The organism is Pseudomonas sp. LTGT-11-2Z, assembly GCF_003691445.1.
In the GTDB taxonomy this organism is placed as follows: Bacteria; Pseudomonadota; Gammaproteobacteria; order Pseudomonadales; family Pseudomonadaceae; genus Aquipseudomonas; species Aquipseudomonas monteilii.
The window spans coordinates 4,775,972-4,795,697 of sequence record NZ_CP033104.1 but is presented as its reverse complement, the minus strand read 5'-3'; the positions used below and the strand labels follow the sequence as shown (position 1 = coordinate 4,795,697).

The following is a 19,726-nucleotide window of genomic DNA, read 5'->3' as shown; positions in this document are numbered from 1 at the left end:
CCTAGCTGGAGGCGCCGGATTGCGCCATTCCACCACCACCCGCAGTCACCACCTGCACCGACAACCGTGGTGTCGCCAAGTCCAGCCCTGCCTCATCCAGCTGCCGCTTCAGCGCCAGGTTGAAGGCCCGCGACACTTCCCACTGCTTGATCGGCGCCGTCTTGAACCGCGCCCGCAAGATCGCCGACCCCGACTCGAAACTCTCCACCCCTTGCAGTTCCAGTGGCGACCAGATGTTGCGGCGCATCAGCGGGTCATTGCGCAGTTTTTGCCCCACTTCCCGAATCAGCGTGATCGCCTGGTCGATGTTCATGCTGTGCGGAATCGCCACGCGGAAAATCGCATAGCCAAACTCCCGCGAGTAGTTCTTGATGCTCTTGATCTCGCTGAACGGGATGGTATGCACGATGCCGTCAATGTCCCGCAGGCGCACGGTACGAATGGTCAGCCCCTCCACCGTGCCCAGGTGCCCGCCCACGTCCACGTAGTCGTCGATGGCCAGCGAGTCCTCGATGATGATGAACAGCCCGGTGATCAGGTCCGCCACCAGCGACTGTGCGCCAAAACCGATGGCCAGGCCGATCACACCGGCACCGGCCAGGAGCGGGGTGACGTTCATGCCCATGTTGGCCAGGGCGACGATCACCGCGATGATGAAGATGACCACGAACATCACGTTGCGGATCAACGGCATCATGGTTTGCGCACGGGCGTTGGCCAGGCCCCGGCGCGAGCGCACCAGGGCATGGTGCACGGCGGTGTCTGCAAGGATCCACACCAGCCAGGCGACGATCAGTGTGCCGGCAAGGCCCAGCAGGCGCAGGCTGATGTCGTGGCCGTCGCCCTCTGCGAAGCTGATCATCGACAGGCCCCACACGCGCAGGCCCAGCTCGATGAATACCAGCCAGATGAACAGGTGTACCAGCAGGTAGCCAAAGTTGCGCAGGCGCTCGGCATACACGGCCTGGCGCTTGTTGGCACGTTTGGGGTTGGCCGCATGGCGGCGTACCAGGCCGTTCAGCACCATGCACACCACCACCAGCACCGTGCACATCAGTGACTGGCGCAGGGCGGTGCTGGTGTCGCCCGCCGAGACGAAGGTGGCAAACAGCGAAATGGCCACCAGAATCAGTGCCGGAATGAACCAGAAGCTGCCGAGAATCTCGATGGTGTCGCTCAGGGTGCGCCGGGTCAGGCGCCGCGACAGCGGCTGGTTGCGGATCAGGTGGGCGATGGGGCGGCGAAAGCGCAGGATGAACAGCCCGGTGCACAGCGCAGCGATGACGTTGGCCAAGGTGGCCAAGGCATGGGCCAGGTGGGTACCCAGTGCAACCAGCATGCGCGGGTCGCTCATGGCCTCGCCAAACGCAGCGAAGCTGCCGATCAGCCACAACGGGCGGAACGCCTGGCGCCGCAGGATGTGCAGGGCGCGGTGGCGGTGCGGGCCGTCCAGCAGCGAGAAGGCGATGACGCAGATGGCCGAGAAGCAAGTGCCCACGACCAGCGCGTAGGCCAGCACCATGGCCAGCGATTTGCCCAGCGACGGCGGCAGCACGAAGCTCAGGTAAACGGTGAATACCAGCGCCACCAGCCATGGGCCAAGCTTGCGCAAGGCAAAGCGCACCAGGTCCCAGGTGCGAGGGTGCTGCGGCAGTTCTTCGCTCAGGCCAAAGCGCAGGCGTATCCGGTGGCCGACCCAGTTGAAGGCATAGGCCAGCACACTCCACACGGCAATGACGGCGGCAAAGCCGAACAGGATGGCTGGCCACTGGTGCACCGGCACCATCAGTTCGGTCAGTTCCGCCTGGGCCTGTTCGATTTCCGCCGCCCAGCGGTGGAACGGGCTGGCGTCGCCGCTGAACTGTTTTTCGAAGTCATGCAGGGCGCCGCCGATCAGCCCGAGTACGCCCTGTTCGACGCTGGGTTGCGACTGTCTGGTCGCGTCGCGCAGCTTTTTCAGGTCGGCCAGCAGCTTGGCCCGCTGTTGGTCGTTTTCGAGGTTCTTGATCACCTCGTCCAGCGACTTGCCCAGCGGCTCGGTGGCCTCCGGTTGCGCAGGCGCACTGCCACCCAGCAGGCCAGGCAGGCCCGCCGCCTGTACCGGGGTGATGAACAGCAACAGCAGCAGGAACAGGTAACGCAGGAGGGCAGGCACTGGCAAATCTACCTCAGGTCAAACGATTGACCGAGTGTAGAGGTTTATGACGGCAGTTTCTCAAGGATCTTCCAGCAGGTGAGGCCGAAGATACCCAAGGTGCCGATCCACATCATCAGTACACCGATATTGCGTTCGCGCATGCTGAAGCCGATGGTCAGCAGCATCAGGAACAGGAACACCGGCACGAACAGGGACAGAAACGGGGACATGGACAGCAATCCTTTTGCAGTGGGGCCATGTATCAAGCATAGCGCTTGGCAAGCGAGGCGGGATTGACCTTGAGCAGGTCCGGCCCTTTCGCGGATAAACCCGCGAAGAGGCCGGACCTGTCTAGATCAAGGCAACTCGCGGCTACGGTAGAAGGCAGTCAGCACCTTCACCAGGTGCGCCAGGTCATGGCTGCCGCACAGTTCACGAATCGAATGCATGGCAAAGGTCGGCAGCCCGATGTCCACCGTGCGCACACCCAGGTGGCTGGCGGTAATCGGCCCGATGGTCGAACCACAGCCCATGTCGCTGCGCACCACAAAGCTCTGCACTGGCACTTCCTCGGCCATGCACAGGTGGCGGAAGAACCCGGCGGTTTCGCTGTTGGTGGCGTAGCGCTGGTTGTTGTTCACCTTGATCACAGGCCCAGCGTTCAGCTTGGGCCCGTGGTTGCCGTCGTGCTTGTCGGCGTAGTTGGGGTGCACGCCGTGGGCGTTGTCCGCCGACACCATCAGCGAGCGCTGAATGGTGCGCACGTAGGCGTCGCCATCCGGCAGCAGGCGCTGCAGGGTCTGCTCCAGCATCGGGCCATCGGCGCCGCAGGCCGAGCAGCTGCCGACTTCTTCGTGGTCGTTGCACACCAGCACGCAGGTTTCATCACTGTCGGCGGCCAGCAAGGCTTGCAGGCCGGCGTAGCACGACAGCAGGTTGTCCAGGCGGGCGCCGGCGATGAAGTCGCCGTTCAGGCCGACCAGTGCAGCATCCTGGGTGTCGTAGAAGCTCAGCTCGTAATCCAGCACCACGTCGGCGATCAGCTCGTGCTCGCGGGCCAGTTGCTCGGTGAGCAGGGCGCGGAAGTCGATGCGCTCGTCTCCGGCCACCTGGGCGAGGATGGGCGGTAGCTCGTTCTGCGGGTTGATGGCCCAGCCTTCATTGGCGGTGCGGTTCAGGTGAATGGCCAGGTTGGGGATGATCGCGATCGGCAGCTTGAAGTCGATCAGCTGGCTTTCAACCTTGCCGTCACGGCGGTAGGTGACGCGCCCGGCCAGCGACAGGTCGCGGTCGAACCACGGCGCCAGCAGGGCACCGCCATACACCTCGACACCCAGTTGCAGGAAGCCCTGGCGCTGCAGCTCGGGCTGCGGTTTGACCCGCAGGCACGGGCTGTCGGTGTGGGCGCCGACCATGCGGATGCCGTTCAGCAGGGGGGCTTGCTTGCCCAGCTTGATGGCGATGATCGAGGAGTCGTTACGGGTGACGTAATAGCGGCCGCCAGGCACGGTGGCCCAGCTGTCACGCTCGTCCAGGCGCTGGTAGCCGGCCGCTTCCAGGCGCTGGGCCAGGCTGGCGGTGGCGTGGAAGGGCGTGGGGGAGGCCTTGAGGAAGTCGATAAGGCCAGAATTCAGTGCGTCGCGCATAGCTCACTCCAGACAGCAGTGGCGCGAGTTTAGCGTATTAAGTCGACAATTTGTGTCTGCCTCTTCGCGGCCAACCCCTAGTCAGAAGGGGGCAGGGCACTCGAACTTCAACCGCTCCCCGGACACTGGGTGGGTAAAGCTCAGCATGGATGCATGCAGGCACAGCCGCTCATGTGCCGCCAGTGCTTCGGGGTTGGCATACAGCCGGTCACCCAGCAGCGGATGCCCGATCGACAGCATGTGCACGCGCAACTGGTGCGAACGCCCGGTAATCGGCGTCAATTCCACCCGGCAGTAATCACCACAGCGCTCGACGATGCGCCAGAAAGTCAGCGCATGCTTGCCCTGCTCGTGGTCCACCACATGCCGTGGCTTGGTTGGCGGGTCGTAGCGCAGTGGCAGGTCGATGCTGCCGCTGTCCAGCGCCGGTTGGCCCCAGCACAACGCGGTGTAGGCCTTTTCGGTTTCGCGGTCGTGAAACTGGCGGGACAGCTCGCGGTGGCTGTCGGCATCGCGGGCCAGCAGGATGATGCCGGAGGTTTCCCAGTCCAGGCGGTGCACGATCAGTGCATCGGGGTAGCCGTTTTCCTGCAGGCGGGTGATCAGGCAGTCCTTGTTGTCTTCGGCGCGGCCGGGCACCGACAGCAGCAGGGTCGGTTTGTTGATGACCAGGATGGCGGCGTCTTCGTGCAGGATCTGGATGTTGGACAGCGGCATTGCTTGGTCTCTATTAAATCGGGAGAAAAAAGCGGGGCCGCTTTGCGGCCCATTCGCGGCACAAGGCCGCTCCTACAGGGGAACGCGATCCCTTGTAGGAGCGGCCTTGTGCCGCGAATGGGCTGCGAAGCAGCCCCGGCTTTCAGCCAGATCAGCGATCCGGCAGGGTGATGTTCAGCTCCAGAATCGAGCAGCTGCCCTGGTTTTCCAGCTCGATATGCACGTCATCGTTGCCGATGTTCACATACTTGCGGATGACTTCCAGCAGTTCTTTCTGCAGCGCCGGCAGGTAGTCCGGTTCGCTGCGTTGGCCGCGCTCATGCGCCACGATGATCTGTAGACGCTCTTTCGCTACCGACGCGCTGGTCTGTTTCTGTCTGCCACGAAAGAAGTCAAAAAGGTTCATGGTTTACTTGCCTCCAAACAGGCGCGCGAAGAATCCTTGCTTCGGCACTTCGATGAACCGCAGGGGCTTCTCTTTGCCCAGCAGACGGTCGACGGTGTCGCTGTAGGCCTGGCCGGCATCGCTCTGGTCGTCGAGGATGACCGGGATACCCTGGTTGGAAGCCTTCAGCACAGCCTGGGACTCGGGGATCACGCCCTTGAGCTTGATCGCCAGGATTTCTTCGACGTCGGCGATGCTCAGCATTTCGCCCTTTTCCACGCGCTCGGGGTGGTAGCGGGTGATCAGCAGGTGTTCCTTGATCGGCTCTTCGCCGTTTTCGGAGCGGCGCGACTTGCTCGACAGGATGCCCAGCATGCGGTCGGAGTCACGTACCGAGGACACTTCCGGGTTGGTGACCACGATGGCTTCGTCGGCGAAGTACATGGCCAGGTGCGCGCCTTTCTCGATACCAGCTGGCGAGTCGCAGATGACGAAGTCGAAGTCTTTCTTCAGCTCCATCAGCACCTTTTCAACGCCTTCCTGGGTCAGCGCGTCCTTGTCACGGGTCTGGCTGGCGGCCAGCACGTACAGGTTCTCGAGGCGCTTGTCCTTGATCAGGGCCTGTTGCAGGTTGGCTTCGCCGTTGACCACGTTGACGAAGTCGTACACCACGCGGCGCTCGCAGCCCATGATCAGGTCGAGGTTACGCAGGCCCACGTCGAAGTCGACGATGACGGTCTTGTGGCCACGCAGTGCGAGGCCGGTACCAATGGCGGCGCTGGTGGTGGTCTTGCCCACACCCCCCTTGCCGGAAGTAACCACGAGAATCTTGGCCAAGGTGTTTCACCCCTAAAATAGTCGGGACACGGGTCCCTGCAAATAACTGAAATAGCTTAAATAACGGCAACGGTAAAAAAGTTGCTCTAAAAATGCTGGCAAGTATCCGTTAAAGACGGGTGATGTTCAACACGTCACCAGACAGGCTGACTTGCACGCCTGTGCCCCACAGAGGGTCGCGGCGCAGGTCTTCGCAGACCTTGTACTGGCCGGCGATGGAGACCATTTCGGCGGTCATCTGCTGGCAGAAGATACGCGCCTTGGTGTTACCTTTGATGCCGGCCAGGGCGCGGCCGCGCATGGCGCCGTACACATGGATGTTGCCATCGGCCAGAAGTTCCGCACCCGGGCTGACCGAAGCGGTAACGATCAGATCGCCACCTTGGGCGTAGATCTGCTGGCCGCCGCGTACCGGCGAGGTAATGATGCGGGTCGGGCGCACTTCGGGTTCCGGTGCCGGTGGTGGTGCCGGCTCGGGCTTCCTGACAACCTCGGGCTCTGGCTCCAGTGGCCGCTCGCGGGCGCCGGAAGGCGGCAGTACCGGCAGGTCGATGGCGATGGCGGCGGCGATGTCCTCGATGCGGTTGGCGCGGATGGCCAGGGTACGCAAGCCGTGGTGGCGGCAGATCCGCATCAAGCCGGGCAGGTCGATTGCCCCTTCGTCGGCTGGCAGTTTGTCCAGCGCCAGCACCAGCGGCGTGTTGCTGAAGAAATTCGGTGCCTGGGCGACTTTGGCCGCCAGCTGGCGGTCGAGGGCTTCAAGGTCATTGCGCGCCAGTTCCAGTACGGTAATGGCGAGCATGCTGCCCTTGAGCTGGAACACGGAGGTGGTGTCGGGTGTGTGGTTTGGGCTCATGGTCTGCATAGACGGCTTGTTGCGAAAAAAGTGCCCTGACTTATAACGAGAACACCGGTTGCCCGCAACATGCACTGATCCGTTGTAGAATGCGCGGCCCTTGTCTTTCCGGATGCTTCAATGGAACGCCCGCGTTTTCGTCCCTATTACCTTCACCCTAAGTTCTGGGGCCTGTGGCTGGGCCTGGGCCTGCTGTGGCTGGTGGTCCAGTTGCCGTACCGGGTGCTGTTGAAAATCGGTGCCGGGTTGGGTGCCGTGATGTATCACTTTGCCGGTGAGCGTCGGCGCATTGCCGCACGCAACCTGGAGCTGTGTTTCCCGGAGCTGTCGGTCGACGAACGGCAGCGTTTGCTCAAGGCCAATTTTGCGTCCACCGGTATTGCCTTCTTCGAAATGGCCATGAGCTGGTGGTGGCCCAAGGCCAGGCTGGCGCGCCTGGCCCATGTCGAAGGGCTGGAGCATCTGCAGGCCGCCCAGCAGGCGGGGCAGGGCGCGATCCTGATGGCGGTGCACTTCACCACGCTGGAAATCGGCGCGGCGCTGCTGGGCCAGCAGCACACCATCGACGGTATGTACCGCGAACATGGCAATGCGCTGTTCGACTTCATCCAGCGCAGTGGGCGTGAGCGGCATAACCTCGACTCGCTGGCGGTGGAGCGCGAGGACGTGCGCGGCATGCTCAAGCTGCTGCGTTCGGGCCGCGCGATCTGGTACGCACCGGATCAGGACTACGGCGCCAAGCAAAGCATTTTCGTGCCGCTGTTCGGTATCCCGGCAGCGACGGTAACCGCCACTACCAAGTTTGCCCGGCTGGGCAAGGCACAGGTGATTCCGTTCACCCAGAAGCGCTTGGAGGATGGCAGCGGCTATCGGCTGGTGATCCACCCGCCGTTGGAAGACTTCCCTGGCGAGAGTGAAGAGGCTGATTGCCTGCGCATCAACCAGTGGGTTGAAAGTGTGTTGCGCGAGTGCCCTGAGCAATACTTGTGGGCGCACCGCCGGTTCAAGTCGCGGCCTGAGGGTGCGCCGCGGTTGTATGACAAGAAAAAGCGCTGAAAACAGCTGAACCAGGAAGGATGCCATGGCCCCACCTCCGGTAACCGGTCTTATCCTTTCTGGCGGTGGCGCCCGCGCTGCCTATCAGGTTGGCGTACTGGCCGGCATCGCCGAGTTGCTGCCTGCCGGTGCGCACAACCCCTTTCCGGTCATCGTCGGCACGTCTGCCGGGGCCATCAACGCGGTTACCCTGGCCAGCGGTGCCACTCACTTCAACGATGCGGTGCAACGGCTTACCACCTTCTGGCAGAACTTTCGCAGCCACCAGGTCATTCGCAGCGACTGGCCCGGCGTGGTGCGCCAGGCCAGTCGCTTCGTTAGCCACAACCTGCTAGGTATTGGTGGCCCGGCACCCGTGGCGCTGCTGGACAGCAGTCCATTGCGAGGCTTGCTGGAAGCACACCTGAACCTGGACGGCATTGGCCATTCCCTGGCCGCCGAGCAGTTGCGCGCCGTGGCAATCACTGCCTTTGGCTACGAGTCTGGTCAGGCGGTCACCTTCTACCAGGGCCGTGGCAGCATCGAGGCCTGGCTGCGCCATCGCCGCATCGGCCTACCCACGCAGCTGACCATCGACCACCTGCTGGCCAGCGCGGCAATTCCGCTGCTGTTTGCTCCGGTGCAACTGGGCGACGAGTTTTACGGCGACGGCGCAGTACGCCAGTCGGCGCCCATCAGCCCGGCCTTGCACCTGGGCGCCAGCCGGGTGCTGGTGGTCGGGGTCAGCGGCAACCCGCAGCGGCCGGCACCACCGTTGCCGACCCAGCGGGTGTTCAGCGGGCAGCAGCCGAGCCTGGCACAGATTGGCGGGCACATGCTCAACAGCACGTTCATTGACAGCCTGGAAGACGATATCGAACTGCTGCAGCGGCTCAACCACCTGAGCCGGCTGTTGCCGGCGCACCTGGACGCCCGTCGCCTGGGGCTGGCGCCGATCGACGTACTGGTGGTGGCGCCCAGCCAGCCGCTGGACGAGATTGCCGCGCGGCACCGGCGTGAGCTGCCGGCGGCGTTGCGCTTGTTCCTGCGTGGGCCGGGGGCGACGCGGACCAGCGGGGCGGGGGTGTTGAGCTATTTGCTGTTCGAGGCGAGCTATTGCAGTGAGCTGATCGAGCTGGGGCGGCGGGATGCTCTGGCCAAGAAGCGGGAGTTGTGTCAGTTCTTGGGGGTTTGATGTTGCCTGCACTGGCCCTTTCGCGGGTGAACCCGCGAAAGGGCCGGCACAGGTTTACTCGGCTATCTGCAACTTGCGCGCCTGGGTATACACATACCGCACCTTTTCATACTCGAACGGCGAGTTCAGCTGCCCATAGCGGAATTTGGTGGTATAGCGCTTGTCCACCACCTGCAAGGCAAAGATTTCCGGGTGGTCGGTGCTGGCTTCGGCCACATTCAGGTAGTTGATGGCCTGCTCGCCCGCATAGTCGACCACCAGCCCGGTGGTATCGCGCAGGTTCGATGGCCCCAGCACCGGCAGCATCAGGTACGGCCCGTCTGGCACACCATAGAACCCCAGGGTCTGGCCGAAGTCTTCGCTCTGGCGCGGCAGGCCCATGCTGGTCGCCGGGTCCCATAGCCCACCCACACCAATGATGGTGTTGAACATCAGCCGCGCCGTGATCTCCGCCGAACGCTTGGCTTTCAGCTGCAGTACGCTGTTGAACAGGTTCGGCACATCACCGATGTTGTTGAAGAAGTTGCTCACCCCGGTACGCACGAAGCGCGGGGTGACGTACTGGTAGCCACTCACCAGCGGCAGCAGCACCCATTGGTCCAGGCGGTAGTTGAAGTGGTAGATGCGCCGGTTGATCGACTCCAGCGGGTCGTACACGTTCAGCGCCTCCAGGGTAGAGCGCTCGAACTCGCGCTGGTCCAGCCCGGGGTTGAATTTCAACTCGCGCAGCGGGTCCAGAAAGCCGTCTGCTTCGGGCGCCAGCGGTGCGGCAGTCACCTGAGGGTCGGCTTCGACCACGCTGGCCCGTGGGGCGGTTTCGGCGGCCAGCGCGTGGCCGGCGGCAAGCAGGGCAGTGGCGAAGAGGAGTTTGTTAACCACGGAAGAACTCCAGCATGGCGTCACTGTTGACGCGGTAATTGAGGTTGCCGCAATGGCCGCCATGGGGATAAAGGGTCAGCCGGTCACCAAACACCTTGCGCAGGAAGCCGATATCGCCGGGGCCAAGGATGACGTCGTCAGCGTTGTGCATCACCGCAATCTTGTCGCTGCTGCGCAGGTAGTCTTCCAGGGCATACAGGCTCACCTGGTTGACCAGTTGCAGGATGCTGTTGCCGTCGGTGCGGGCGCGCCACATGGGGATCACCTGCTCGGTCATGTAGCAGTCGAAGTCGCACTGCAGGGCACGTTTGAAGAACGGCGTGAGGCTACTGCCCTCGGTGATCGGGAACTTCGGCGGAATGATCAGGCCACGGCGGTTGATCAGGTCGGAGGTAAAGGCAATGTCGGCCGCCGAGAAGCGGAACGAGGTGCCGATCAGCATGGCCATCTGTTCATTGGACAAGTGCTGGCGCGACTGCTGGAAGTCGTACAGCAGGGCGTCATTGAGGTCGATGTAGCCCTTGTCCTGGAAGTAGCGCGTGAGCTTTTGCAACATCAGCTCGTAGAAGGTGGTGCTGCGGTCGATGCCCTTGACCTGGGTTTGCACCAGCTTGTCCAGGTTGTTGATCGAGGTGTACAGGTTGACCGGCGGGTTCAACAGCAGCACGCGCTTGAAGTTGAAGCTGCGGCGGGTTTCGTCCAGGTGGCTGACGAAGGCCGCATCCAGCGCACCCAGGCTATAGCCGGTGAGGTAGAAGTCACTGACTGGCAGGCGTGGGTGTTGCGCGCGCACGGCTTGCATCACCCGGTACATGTCTTCGGCGTCGTCCTTGCTGACACCGGGGGTGGCAAAGCGCGAAGCGGCGCTCATGAAGTCGTAGCTGGTGGGCGACGACAATTGCACTACGTGGAAACCGGCCTGGTAGAACAGCTTTTTCAGGTATTCGTTGATGCTGCTGGTGTACGGTGCGCCGGTGCCCGCGATGATGAAGATCAGCGGCGCCTCGCGGTCCTGGCGGGCCAGGCGGTACTTGAGTTTTTTCACTGCCCAGAAGTTGTCGGGCAGGGTGAACTCGCGCTCCGGGCGCAGGTTGAGGCTGTAGTCGGACTGGTTGATTTCGTCGTCGCTGGGCAGGGTAGGGCGCTGGTCCGGCGGCGTGGTGGCGATGGTTGCCTCGAACGGGTTGGTCAAAGGGAAGCCGTAGCTGGCGGCGTCGATATCCCGCGCTGAAGCGGCCGCAGCCATGAGCAGGCTGCCGAGCAGGGCAGCGAGGCGCAAAGATCGAAGCATGTAGTCCCCCAAAAGAACGCAAGGTCGAGCGGTGTGCAGGCTAGGACCACATCAACGCGGGCAAAGTTGCCTGGCGCGGCGGCCTTTGGTGTGCCTGTTATCTGCAACATAGCTGCAGGATTGTGATTTTGCCTTACATCGGGGCATAAGCGATCATGGATGCTTTCGATTACCGCTATTGGAGAACGGGATGTCTCGTACGCTGCCGGCTGCGCTGCTTGTGCTGTTTCTGGGGCTGTGGCTTGCGGCCAGTTATGGCGTGCGTTACGGCTTGATGGAGGACGGGCAGTGGGTGGGGTTGTGCACGACACCCGCGGCGTACTGGCAGTGTGAGGTCCGGTCGTTGTTGGGGTTGGGCATTCACCATCAGGTGATGGCCTGGTCTGGGCTGGGCCTTGCGCTGTTGGCGCAGGTGGTGACCGGCCGCACCGGCGGGTGGCTGGCGGTGCTGGCCCTGGTCTTTGCGGTACCAGCGCTGGTGTTGTATACCGCCAGCATTGCGGTGTTTGCGCTGGTGCTGGCGGGGTTGCGGTTGGTTCGGTAATTGCGGTGGGGCTCAAAGGTGCATGCCTTGGGTACTGCGGTGGGGCGGAAATCGAGCGCCGCGTGGGCGGCGCTCGATCTGCGCGCCACCTCAACAATCAAGCCGGACGCAGCCGCAAGCTGCGCCACAAAGCCGCGGTCATTAGCACGCTCACCACCGCCCAACCCCAAGCCTGCTGGTTTTCCCAGCCTTCCACAAACAACTGTGGCGCCACGCCGGCCCCGACAATGAACGCCAGCAACGCCACCTCGGCACGCCGTGCCCGTACCGGCCACAGCACATAGACCAGCGCTGGCAACGCCAGCGCCGCACTGGGGAAGCTGCGGTAGCGCGGGTCGAACACCATCGCCAGCATGCTCACCGCTGCGGCGAAGCCCGCCGCCAGCAACAGCCAGCCTGCCCGTGCCTGTAGCCAGGCGAACAACCGCTCGCGCCAGCCGGCCCGCTGGGCCAAGGCCAACAGCGCGTGGGCCAGCACCAGCAGGTTCAGCCCGGCCAGCGCCACCGCCCATACCCACTCCCAGGCAAAGCGCGCATGGGTGCGCATCAGCTCACCCCACAATCCCAGGCATCCGGCGCCAAACGCCGCCAGCAATGGCAGCAGCAAGGCTGCCTGAACCGTTGCGGGGCGCCCGGCAAGTAACAGCATGGCCAGCATCAACAATGCACTGGCCAGCAACCACTGCGGCCAGTAATGCAGGTTGCTCACCGGCCCCTCCAGCACGCCCTTGTCCTGCCGGTCTGCATCGTAAAGCCCCCAGTAACCGCCGACGGCCCCCTCGTTGGCGCGCTTCCAGGGTTGGTCGAATGCTTCGATCAGGTTGTAGCGCCAGCCGTTGCTCTCAGCCATGGCCACAAAGCCGCGAATGAAACGCGCCTCGTTGACCCGGCTGGGCACTGCGGTCTCCCGCTGGCGCCCTTCGCTGGGCCAGCCGGTTTCGCCAATCAGGATGTCTTTGGGGGCGAAGCGCGTGCCGAACACCCTGCGCACATCGGCCACATGGGCCAAGGCTTCGTCGATACCGCGAGGGTCGTCTTCCCAGTAGGGCAAGAGGTGGATAGTCAAGAAGTCCACCTGCGGCGCTACCTGCGGGTGCTGCAGCCAGAATTCCCATACATCCGCGTAGGTCACCGGCACCTTCACCTGGCTCTTCACACGGGCGATCAGCGTGGCCAGGTGTGCGCCGGTCACCTCTTTGCGCAGCAAGGTTTCGTTGCCGACGATCACCGCGCTGACCACATCCGGGTTGGCGTTGGCGGTGGCAATCAGCAGGTCGATTTCCCTGTCGGTATCGGCCGGGTGGGCGTTAACCCAGGCACCCAGCATCACTTTCAGGCCATGCTTGCGCGCCAGCGCGGGGATTGCCTCAAGACCGGTCATGGAATAGGTACGGATGCACTGGAATCGCTCAGCCAGCAACGCAAGGTCGGCGTCCATCCGCGCCGGGCGCAGGCGAAACGGCTGGTCATAGGGCGACTGGTCCTTGTCGAACGGCGTGTAGGACGCGCACTGCAACTTGTGCGTCGGGCTGGCCGCATCCGGCAGGTGCGCCGGCTTGCCAAGCCCGTACCAGAGCCCTGCAAGCCCCAGCAGGGCCAACAGGCAGGCAAGCAGGTACAACGGCAACAGCAGGCGGGCAGAGCTGGGCATCGGGCGGTCCATCGTCAGGGGCAAAAGGGTAGATAGTAGCCCGGCGCCAAAGCTTTGGCATGCAAGGATCGCGCAGGCCGGCGTAAGCCGATGGCGCTAATGGCACAGTGCTGTCGCATATGAGGCGGCTACAGGTCGCAGCTGGATCAGGTCGCCCTGTGTTGCAGGCAGATGATGCAATCTCCTAGACCTGACGAGGGGATGCTTTGATGGCTGCTATGAAAAGAATGCGACGTTTCCTGGGTGTGGGCACCGCCCTGGTAATGGCCATGAGCGCTGCACAGGCAATGGCTAAAGAAGTAAGCATCGGTTACGTGGATGGGTGGGCCGACAGCGTGGCCACCACCAACGTGGCTGCAGAAGTGATCAAGCAGAAGCTCGGCTACGACGTGAAGTTGCAGGCCGTGGCCACGGGCATCATGTGGCAGGGTGTGGCAACCGGCAAGCTCGATGCCATGTTGTCGGCCTGGTTGCCCGTCACCCATGGCGAGTACTGGACCAAAAACAAGGACAACGTGGTCGACTACGGCCCCAACTTCAAGGATGCCAAGATCGGCCTGATCGTGCCCGAGTACGTCAAGGCGGTGAGCATTGCCGACCTCAAGACCGACAGCAGCTTCAAGCAGAAGATTGTCGGCATCGACGCCGGCTCCGGCGTAATGCTCAAGACCGACCAGGCCATTAAGGACTACGACCTGACTGGCTACAAGCTGCAGGCAAGCTCCGGTGCGGCCATGACCGCAGAGCTGGGCCGTGCCTATGCCAAGCAGCAGTCGATTGCGGTCACTGGCTGGGTACCGCACTGGATGTTCGCCAAGTGGAAGCTGAAGTTCCTCGAAGACCCGAAAGGCGTGTATGGCGCGGCGGAAACCGTGAACAGCATCGGCAGCAAGGAACTGGCGACCAAGGCGCCGGAAGTTGCGGAGTTCCTGAAGAAGTTCAACTGGCAGTCCAAAGACGAGATTGGCGAGGTGATGCTGGCGATTCAGGAAGGGGCCAAGCCTGAAGCAGCGGCCAAGGATTGGGTGGCCAAGCACCCTGATCGCGTGAAGGAGTGGACTGGCAAGTAAATGCGCTTGGCGTTGTACTTTCAGCGCCTGTGAGATCGAGCGCCGCCCGCGCGGCGCTCGATCTTGCAGGCGCTGAAAGAGCAACGGCAAGCACCTTTCAGCCCTCACCCATTCAGCTCTTTGTTTCAAATCCGGTAAAACACCGTTGCATCTAAGACTAAGGTCGTCTGGTTGCCGTCCAACAGCCGCATAAAGTAAGGGCGTGGGTTTCATCCCCTACCTGTGCTGCTAGGACAAAAACAATGAACGACAGCATTTACCTCTCGATACAAAACAGCCCCCGTTTCAAGGAGCTGGTCACCAAACGCGAACGGTTCGCCTGGATTCTCTCGGCGATCATGCTCGGCCTGTACTGCGCCTTCATCCTCCTGATTGCCTACGGTCCTCAAGTACTGGGCGCCAAGCTCAGCCCTGAGTCGTCGATTACCTGGGGCATTCCTCTGGGCGTCGGCCTGATCGTTTCGGCATTCGTCCTGACCGCCATCTACGTACGCCGCGCCAACGGCGAATTCGATGAGCTGAACAAGGCCATCCTGAAGGAGGCGCAACAATGATTCGCCACGCCAAAACCCTGGCCGTACTGGCCTGCGGAGCCTTCGCACCCGCCGTGTGGGCTGCCGATGCCCTGACCGGCGAGGTGCAGAAACAACCGCTGAACGTTTCCGCCATCGCCATGTTCGTGGCCTTCGTCGCCTTCACCCTCGGCATCACCTACTGGGCCTCTAAGCGCAACAAGTCAGCGTCGGACTACTACGCTGCCGGCGGCAAGATCACTGGCTTCCAGAACGGCCTGGCAATTGCCGGCGACTACATGTCGGCCGCCTCGTTCCTGGGTATTTCCGCGCTGGTGTTCACCTCTGGCTACGATGGCCTGATCTACTCCATCGGCTTCCTGGTCGGCTGGCCGATCATCCTCTTCCTGATTGCCGAACGCCTGCGCAACCTGGGCAAGTACACCTTCGCCGACGTGGCCTCGTACCGCCTCGGGCAGAAGGAAATCCGCACCCTGTCGGCGTCCGGTTCGCTGGTGGTGGTGGCGTTCTACCTGATCGCCCAGATGGTCGGTGCCGGCAAGCTGATCGAGCTGCTGTTCGGTCTGGACTACCATGTGGCGGTGATCCTGGTGGGTATCCTGATGTGCCTGTACGTGCTGTTCGGCGGCATGCTGGCCACCACCTGGGTACAGATCATCAAGGCCGTGTTGCTGCTGTCCGGTGCCAGCTTCATGGCGCTGATGGTAATGAAGCACGTGGGCTTCGACTTCAACACCCTGTTCTCCGAAGCCATTAAGGTACACGCCAAGGGCGAAGCGATCATGAGCCCGGGTGGCCTGGTCAAAGACCCGATCTCGGCGTTCTCGCTGGGCCTGGCGCTGATGTTCGGTACCGCAGGCCTGCCGCACATCCTGATGCGCTTCTTCACCGTCAGTGACGCCAAGGAAGCGCGCAAGAGCGTGCTGTACGCCACTGGCTTCATCGGCTACTTCTACATCCTCACCTTCATCATCGGCTTTGGCGCCATCCTGCTGGTCAGCACCAACCCGGACTTCAAGGACGCCGCTGGCGCCCTGCTGGGTGGTAACAACATGGCGGCGGTGCACCTGGCCAATGCCGTGGGTGGCAGCGTGTTCCTGGGCTTCATTTCGGCGGTCGCCTTCGCCACCATCCTTGCGGTGGTTGCCGGCCTGACCCTGGCCGGTGCCTCGGCGGTGTCCCACGACCTGTACGCCAGCGTATGGCGCAAGGGCAAGGCCAACGACAAGGACGAGATCCGCGTATCGAAGATCACCACCGTCGCCCTGGGCGTGCTGGCGATCGGCCTGGGTATCCTGTTCGAGAAGCAGAACATCGCCTTCATGGTGGGCCTGGCGTTCTCCATCGCGGCCAGCTGCAACTTCCCGGTGCTGCTGCTTTCGATGTACTGGAAAAAGCTGACCACCCGCGGCGCGATGATTGGTGGCTGGCTGGGCCTGGTAAGTGCGGTGACGCTGATGATCCTCGGCCCGACCATCTGGGTGCAGATCCTCGGCCACGAGAAAGCCATCTACCCGTACGAGTACCCGGCGCTGTTCTCGATGGCCATTGCCTTCGTCAGTATCTGGTTCTTCTCGGTTACTGACAAGTCCAAGGCTGCTGACGATGAGCGTGCGCTGTTCTACCCGCAGTTCGTGCGTTCGCAAACGGGCCTGGGTGCCAGTGGGGCGGTGTCTCACTAACGCTTGAACGCTGATACACAACGCCCCGCCAGTCGGGGCGTTGTCGTTTCTGGCTGATCGTCTTTCAAGCCGTTGGGAAATTTCCGAGGCCCGTTCGGAACTGTCCTAGTTAGCGGCGAGCTGCAAAGTTGAACAATCTCCTTGCTCACCGGAAAGGTCCGGTAGGCATTACTTTGCCAAGGAGATAACCCCCCGTGAAACGTTCGCTGCTTGCCCTGCCCCTGACCCTGCTGTTTGCCGGTGCTGCCTTTGCCGTTGACCCTATCGAGAAGCAAGTGCAAATCGTCGCGCAGGTGCCGACCGATGCCTTCTTCGTCGAGCCAGTCGGCGGCAACTGGATGAACGATCCGCAAGAAATGGCCTGGAACTCCTATCAGCAAAAACTCGACCCGATCCGTAAGGAACTGCAGGTCAAGAGCACCGTCGGCCCGATCACTGCCTACCTGGTATCGCCGGCAGTGATCGCCAGCGGTACCCACAACATCGGCCTGGACGTGACAGTGGGCGATACCGTCCTGAAGACAACGCCAGCTGAGGTCGTCAGCGCTGCGCAAGCGGCCTCGGGCGCCACCGTCGGTTTCAACGTCGCGGCCCAGGCGGCCCCCTCGACCGGGTATGAGCCAGGCAACTACCAGGGCTTGGTGAGCATGATCTTCGAAACCGCTGCGCCTTGATTCCACCCCCAGCGTTCATCACCGTTTCCTGCACCGGTCTTCGCTTCTAGCGAGGGGCGGGCAGGTCTTGCCTGCAAGCGATGCCCATGACCGATCACTCTTTCATCGCTGCCACACGCTGCCGGCTGACGCTGGCTGCCATCCTTGCTCTATGGTCCGTAACAGGACCAGCAGTGAGTGCTACCTTGGGTGCGGCCGAAGGATTGCCGAAGGAATTCGAGGCGCATTTCTTCGACGTGCCATTGGCCGTTCGGGTCGACTTGGATGGCCGCTACTTGGGCGACGCTATGGTAGTCCTCGACCGCGATCAGCGTGTGCAGCTACTTGAATTCACCGACACCCTCGAAAGCCGCGAGCCCGAAAGCCTGCGCCGCCGCTGGCGGGAGCGGCTGGCCAATCCTCGATACCTGGGGGATTGCCGGGGAGACTGCCCTGACGGCTTGCGTGCCGTGCATTACAGCCTGGTCAATTCGCAGTTGTCTTTGCTGACCGACCAGGCCGAAGTGTCCGGCACCGCTGAGCGCTATCACCGCCTGCCAGAGCAGGGCAGCCATGGCCTGCTGTTGCGCAACCAGCTCAACCTGCTCAATGACGGCCAGGCCACCAGTGGCCGCTATGCCTTGCAAGGGCAGGGCAGTGTCGGGCAATGGACCGCCTTGGCCGAAGGCCAACTCGACCGTGGCAGTGACAACCGGCAGGGCACCCGCTACCGGGTCGACCAGCTGTATGGTGAGCGCCTGGTAGAGGACCATTTTTACCGCTTGGGGTATTTCACCCCTGGCGCTCAAGGGTTGACCCGCCAGCCCAGGCTGATGGGAGCCAGCCCCGACACCACCGTGGGGGTGATGTTCGGCAGCAGCGACAGCTTGCTGATTGACGGCGCCGCGCCCAGTGCCACGCCGATCTATGTCACCCCCAACCGCCCGGCAATCGCCGAAATCTATCGAAACGGCGTGCTGATCAACAGCCAGCCCGTGCAGCCCGGTTTGCAGACACTCGACACCAAGGTGCTGCCGGGCGGCATTTACGAAGTCGAGGTCCGCCTGGTTGAAGATGGCCAGGAAAGCTCGCGCAGCCAGGCGTTCATCTACAAGCCAGGCAACTGGCGCAGCACCGATGCCCCTTGGCGCTATAACCTGTACCTCGGCCAGCAGACCAGCCAGTTCAGCAACTGGCAGCATGACAAAGACGACACCCTGGCCGCCGGTGTGCTGGCCAATTACCTGCTGCACCCACGCGCAGTCGTTGGGTTGTCTGCCCAGCGTATCGACGATGCCATGCAGTACGGAACTTCGCTGGACTGGGACGTGCGCGACCGCTTCAAAGTGTATGGCAATCTGTTCCAGGCCCAAGGCCATGGCAACGGCTACGACCTGCAACTGATCCACGCCTATGCGAGTGGTTCGCTGGTCGCCAGCCATAGCCGCAGCTGGCTGGTCCGGCCCGAGTGGGACCGACGCGACGGTCAGCCCACACAGCCGTTTCAGACGCGCCAGACGCAATCGTCCTTGTCACTTAGCCACCGGCTGGACCCACGTAACACCGCCAGCGTGCGCCTGTCCCACAGCAGTGGCGGTGACGCCGGTACCGGTGTCGACCTGGGCTGGTCCTACTTCGGCCATCTGCTCGGCTCCGACGCCAACTGGCGCCTTTCACTGTTCGACCGCCCCGGCAACAGCGCCACCGGCGATGCCCGCAGCCGTGGCGTCAACCTGAGTTTGAGCATGAGCCTGGGTGGCAGTGGGCGGCGTGTCTCGGCCAGTGTAGGCAGCCGCACATCACGCGATGGCGGCCGTGATCTCAACACGTCGCTTGGCTATCAGCAGGACGTCGAACTTGGGCCTCTGCGCAGCGTTGGCGCCACCCTCAGCGCCGATCGCTATGGCGCCGGGCTGGGGGGCGATACGCAGTTCGAGAGCCAAGTGCTGCATGGCGATGCCTATGTGCAGCGTTCCTCGTACAACGGTGACTTCAGCGGTGGCCTTAACCTGGAGAGCCTGGTGGCCATCGGTGCCGGCAAAGCTGCCGTCAGTGGCCAGTACCTGCCTCACCAGGCAGCACTGATCGTTGATGTAGACAGCGACATTGACGGCCTGAAGTTGCGTGCCGACGATGCACTGGGCGCCAAATTGCACCCTGGGCGCAACATCATCCCGGTGACGCCTTACAAGGCCGGGCATGTGCAATTCGATCTCGACGATGGCGATACCACGGCGGCGGTGATCCAGCCGTCGAGCATGGATTATCACCTTAACCGTGGGGGCATCGAATACCGCCAGCTGCGTGTGTTGCGCACGGTGACCGTACTGGGGCGTTTGCTCGATGCCCAAGGGCAGCCCCTGCGTGGCGCGCAGGTGGTCAACCACGCCAGCCGCAGTGTCAGCGAGGCCGATGGCTTTTTCGCCGTGGAAATGAGCCACACCACACCCACTCTGGATGTTCGCCTGCGCGGCCAGGCGCTGTGCCTGCTGCGCCTGGACCTGGCCACTTTGCCTCGTGAAGGCGACGTGCTGTTGGCCGGCGATCAGCGTTGCTTGCCTGAGTACGCGACGTCGGTGGGCATGGCGGGGGAGCCAGCCCAATGAATACCGGCA

The 19,726-nt window shown here is 62.8% G+C and carries 18 protein-coding genes; 8 read left to right on the top strand and 10 right to left on the bottom strand.

Going from position 1 to position 19,726, the window contains the following annotated elements:
* Window position 1: 1 nt before the first annotated feature.
* The 7 genes from D8767_RS22620 to minC form a co-directional block, all read right to left on the bottom strand.
* Window positions 2–2,155, bottom strand: coding sequence for a mechanosensitive ion channel family protein (locus D8767_RS22620; protein WP_025754902.1), 2,154 nt, complete (start codon window positions 2,153–2,155; stop codon window positions 2–4).
* Window positions 2,156–2,199: 44 nt separating this feature from the next.
* Window positions 2,200–2,367, bottom strand: coding sequence for a hypothetical protein (locus tag D8767_RS28865; protein WP_016715524.1), 168 nt, complete (start codon window positions 2,365–2,367; stop codon window positions 2,200–2,202).
* Window positions 2,368–2,493: 126 nt separating this feature from the next.
* The gene (locus D8767_RS22615; protein WP_016715525.1) at window positions 2,494–3,783 is read right to left on the bottom strand and encodes a M18 family aminopeptidase; all 1,290 of its coding nucleotides are present in this window, start codon (window positions 3,781–3,783) and stop codon (window positions 2,494–2,496) included.
* Between the two features lie 81 nt (window positions 3,784–3,864).
* Window positions 3,865–4,500 (bottom strand): RluA family pseudouridine synthase, encoded by a 636-nt coding sequence (locus D8767_RS22610; RefSeq protein ID WP_011532730.1) that lies wholly within the window; start codon window positions 4,498–4,500, stop codon window positions 3,865–3,867.
* 151 nt (window positions 4,501–4,651) lie between these two features.
* Entirely contained in the window at window positions 4,652–4,906 is a 255-nt protein-coding gene (minE, locus tag D8767_RS22605; protein WP_003252572.1) for a cell division topological specificity factor MinE, read from the bottom strand.
* A 3-nt stretch (window positions 4,907–4,909) separates the two neighbouring features.
* Window positions 4,910–5,722 carry a septum site-determining protein MinD gene (gene minD, locus D8767_RS22600; protein WP_016715526.1) on the bottom strand — a complete coding sequence of 271 codons (813 nt, stop codon included), beginning with the start codon at window positions 5,720–5,722 and terminating at the stop codon, window positions 4,910–4,912.
* Between the two features lie 109 nt (window positions 5,723–5,831).
* On the bottom strand, window positions 5,832–6,587 hold the full coding sequence (gene minC / locus D8767_RS22595; RefSeq protein ID WP_016715527.1) for a septum site-determining protein MinC: 756 nt from the start codon (window positions 6,585–6,587) through the stop codon (window positions 5,832–5,834).
* 111 nt (window positions 6,588–6,698) lie between these two features.
* Between minC and D8767_RS22590 the strand changes: the two genes are divergently transcribed.
* Window positions 6,699–7,634, top strand: coding sequence for a lipid A biosynthesis lauroyl acyltransferase (locus tag D8767_RS22590; RefSeq protein WP_063977380.1), 936 nt, complete (start codon window positions 6,699–6,701; stop codon window positions 7,632–7,634).
* 25 nt (window positions 7,635–7,659) lie between these two features.
* A complete protein-coding gene (locus D8767_RS22585) occupies window positions 7,660–8,808 on the top strand; it encodes a patatin-like phospholipase family protein (RefSeq protein ID WP_016715529.1) in 1,149 nt (382 codons plus the stop codon).
* A gap of 54 nt (window positions 8,809–8,862) precedes the next feature.
* Here the strand turns inward: D8767_RS22585 and D8767_RS22580 are convergent, their stop codons facing one another.
* Entirely contained in the window at window positions 8,863–9,687 is an 825-nt protein-coding gene (locus tag D8767_RS22580; protein WP_016715530.1) for a VacJ family lipoprotein, read from the bottom strand.
* On the bottom strand, window positions 9,680–10,978 hold the full coding sequence (locus tag D8767_RS22575) for a serine protein kinase PrkA (protein WP_016715531.1): 1,299 nt from the start codon (window positions 10,976–10,978) through the stop codon (window positions 9,680–9,682). The genes D8767_RS22580 and D8767_RS22575 overlap by 8 nt, the downstream gene beginning before the upstream one ends.
* A gap of 190 nt (window positions 10,979–11,168) precedes the next feature.
* Here D8767_RS22575 and D8767_RS22570 point away from each other — a divergent pair, with 190 nt between their 5' ends.
* Entirely contained in the window at window positions 11,169–11,522 is a 354-nt protein-coding gene (locus D8767_RS22570; protein ID WP_016715532.1) for a hypothetical protein, read from the top strand.
* A 97-nt stretch (window positions 11,523–11,619) separates the two neighbouring features.
* On the opposite strand, the gene D8767_RS22565 is transcribed toward D8767_RS22570, so the two are convergent.
* The gene (locus D8767_RS22565; RefSeq protein WP_016715533.1) at window positions 11,620–13,185 is read right to left on the bottom strand and encodes a beta-1,6-glucan synthase; all 1,566 of its coding nucleotides are present in this window, start codon (window positions 13,183–13,185) and stop codon (window positions 11,620–11,622) included.
* A 197-nt stretch (window positions 13,186–13,382) separates the two neighbouring features.
* Between D8767_RS22565 and D8767_RS22560 the strand changes: the two genes are divergently transcribed.
* From D8767_RS22560 to D8767_RS22540, 5 genes are all read left to right on the top strand, one after another.
* Entirely contained in the window at window positions 13,383–14,243 is an 861-nt protein-coding gene (locus tag D8767_RS22560; RefSeq protein ID WP_016715534.1) for a glycine betaine ABC transporter substrate-binding protein, read from the top strand.
* Window positions 14,244–14,485: 242 nt separating this feature from the next.
* A complete protein-coding gene (locus D8767_RS22555; protein WP_016715535.1) occupies window positions 14,486–14,797 on the top strand; it encodes a DUF485 domain-containing protein in 312 nt (103 codons plus the stop codon).
* Window positions 14,794–16,458, top strand: a complete 1,665-nt coding sequence (locus D8767_RS22550; RefSeq protein WP_016715536.1) for a cation acetate symporter — start codon at window positions 14,794–14,796, stop codon at window positions 16,456–16,458. The genes D8767_RS22555 and D8767_RS22550 overlap by 4 nt, the downstream gene beginning before the upstream one ends.
* A gap of 194 nt (window positions 16,459–16,652) precedes the next feature.
* Complete coding sequence (locus D8767_RS22545; RefSeq protein ID WP_016715537.1) at window positions 16,653–17,132, top strand: CS1 type fimbrial major subunit; 480 nt, start codon at window positions 16,653–16,655, stop codon at window positions 17,130–17,132.
* An 86-nt stretch (window positions 17,133–17,218) separates the two neighbouring features.
* Entirely contained in the window at window positions 17,219–19,717 is a 2,499-nt protein-coding gene (locus D8767_RS22540) for a CS1-pili formation C-terminal domain-containing protein (protein WP_028698682.1), read from the top strand.
* The last annotated feature ends 9 nt before the right edge of the window (window positions 19,718–19,726 follow it).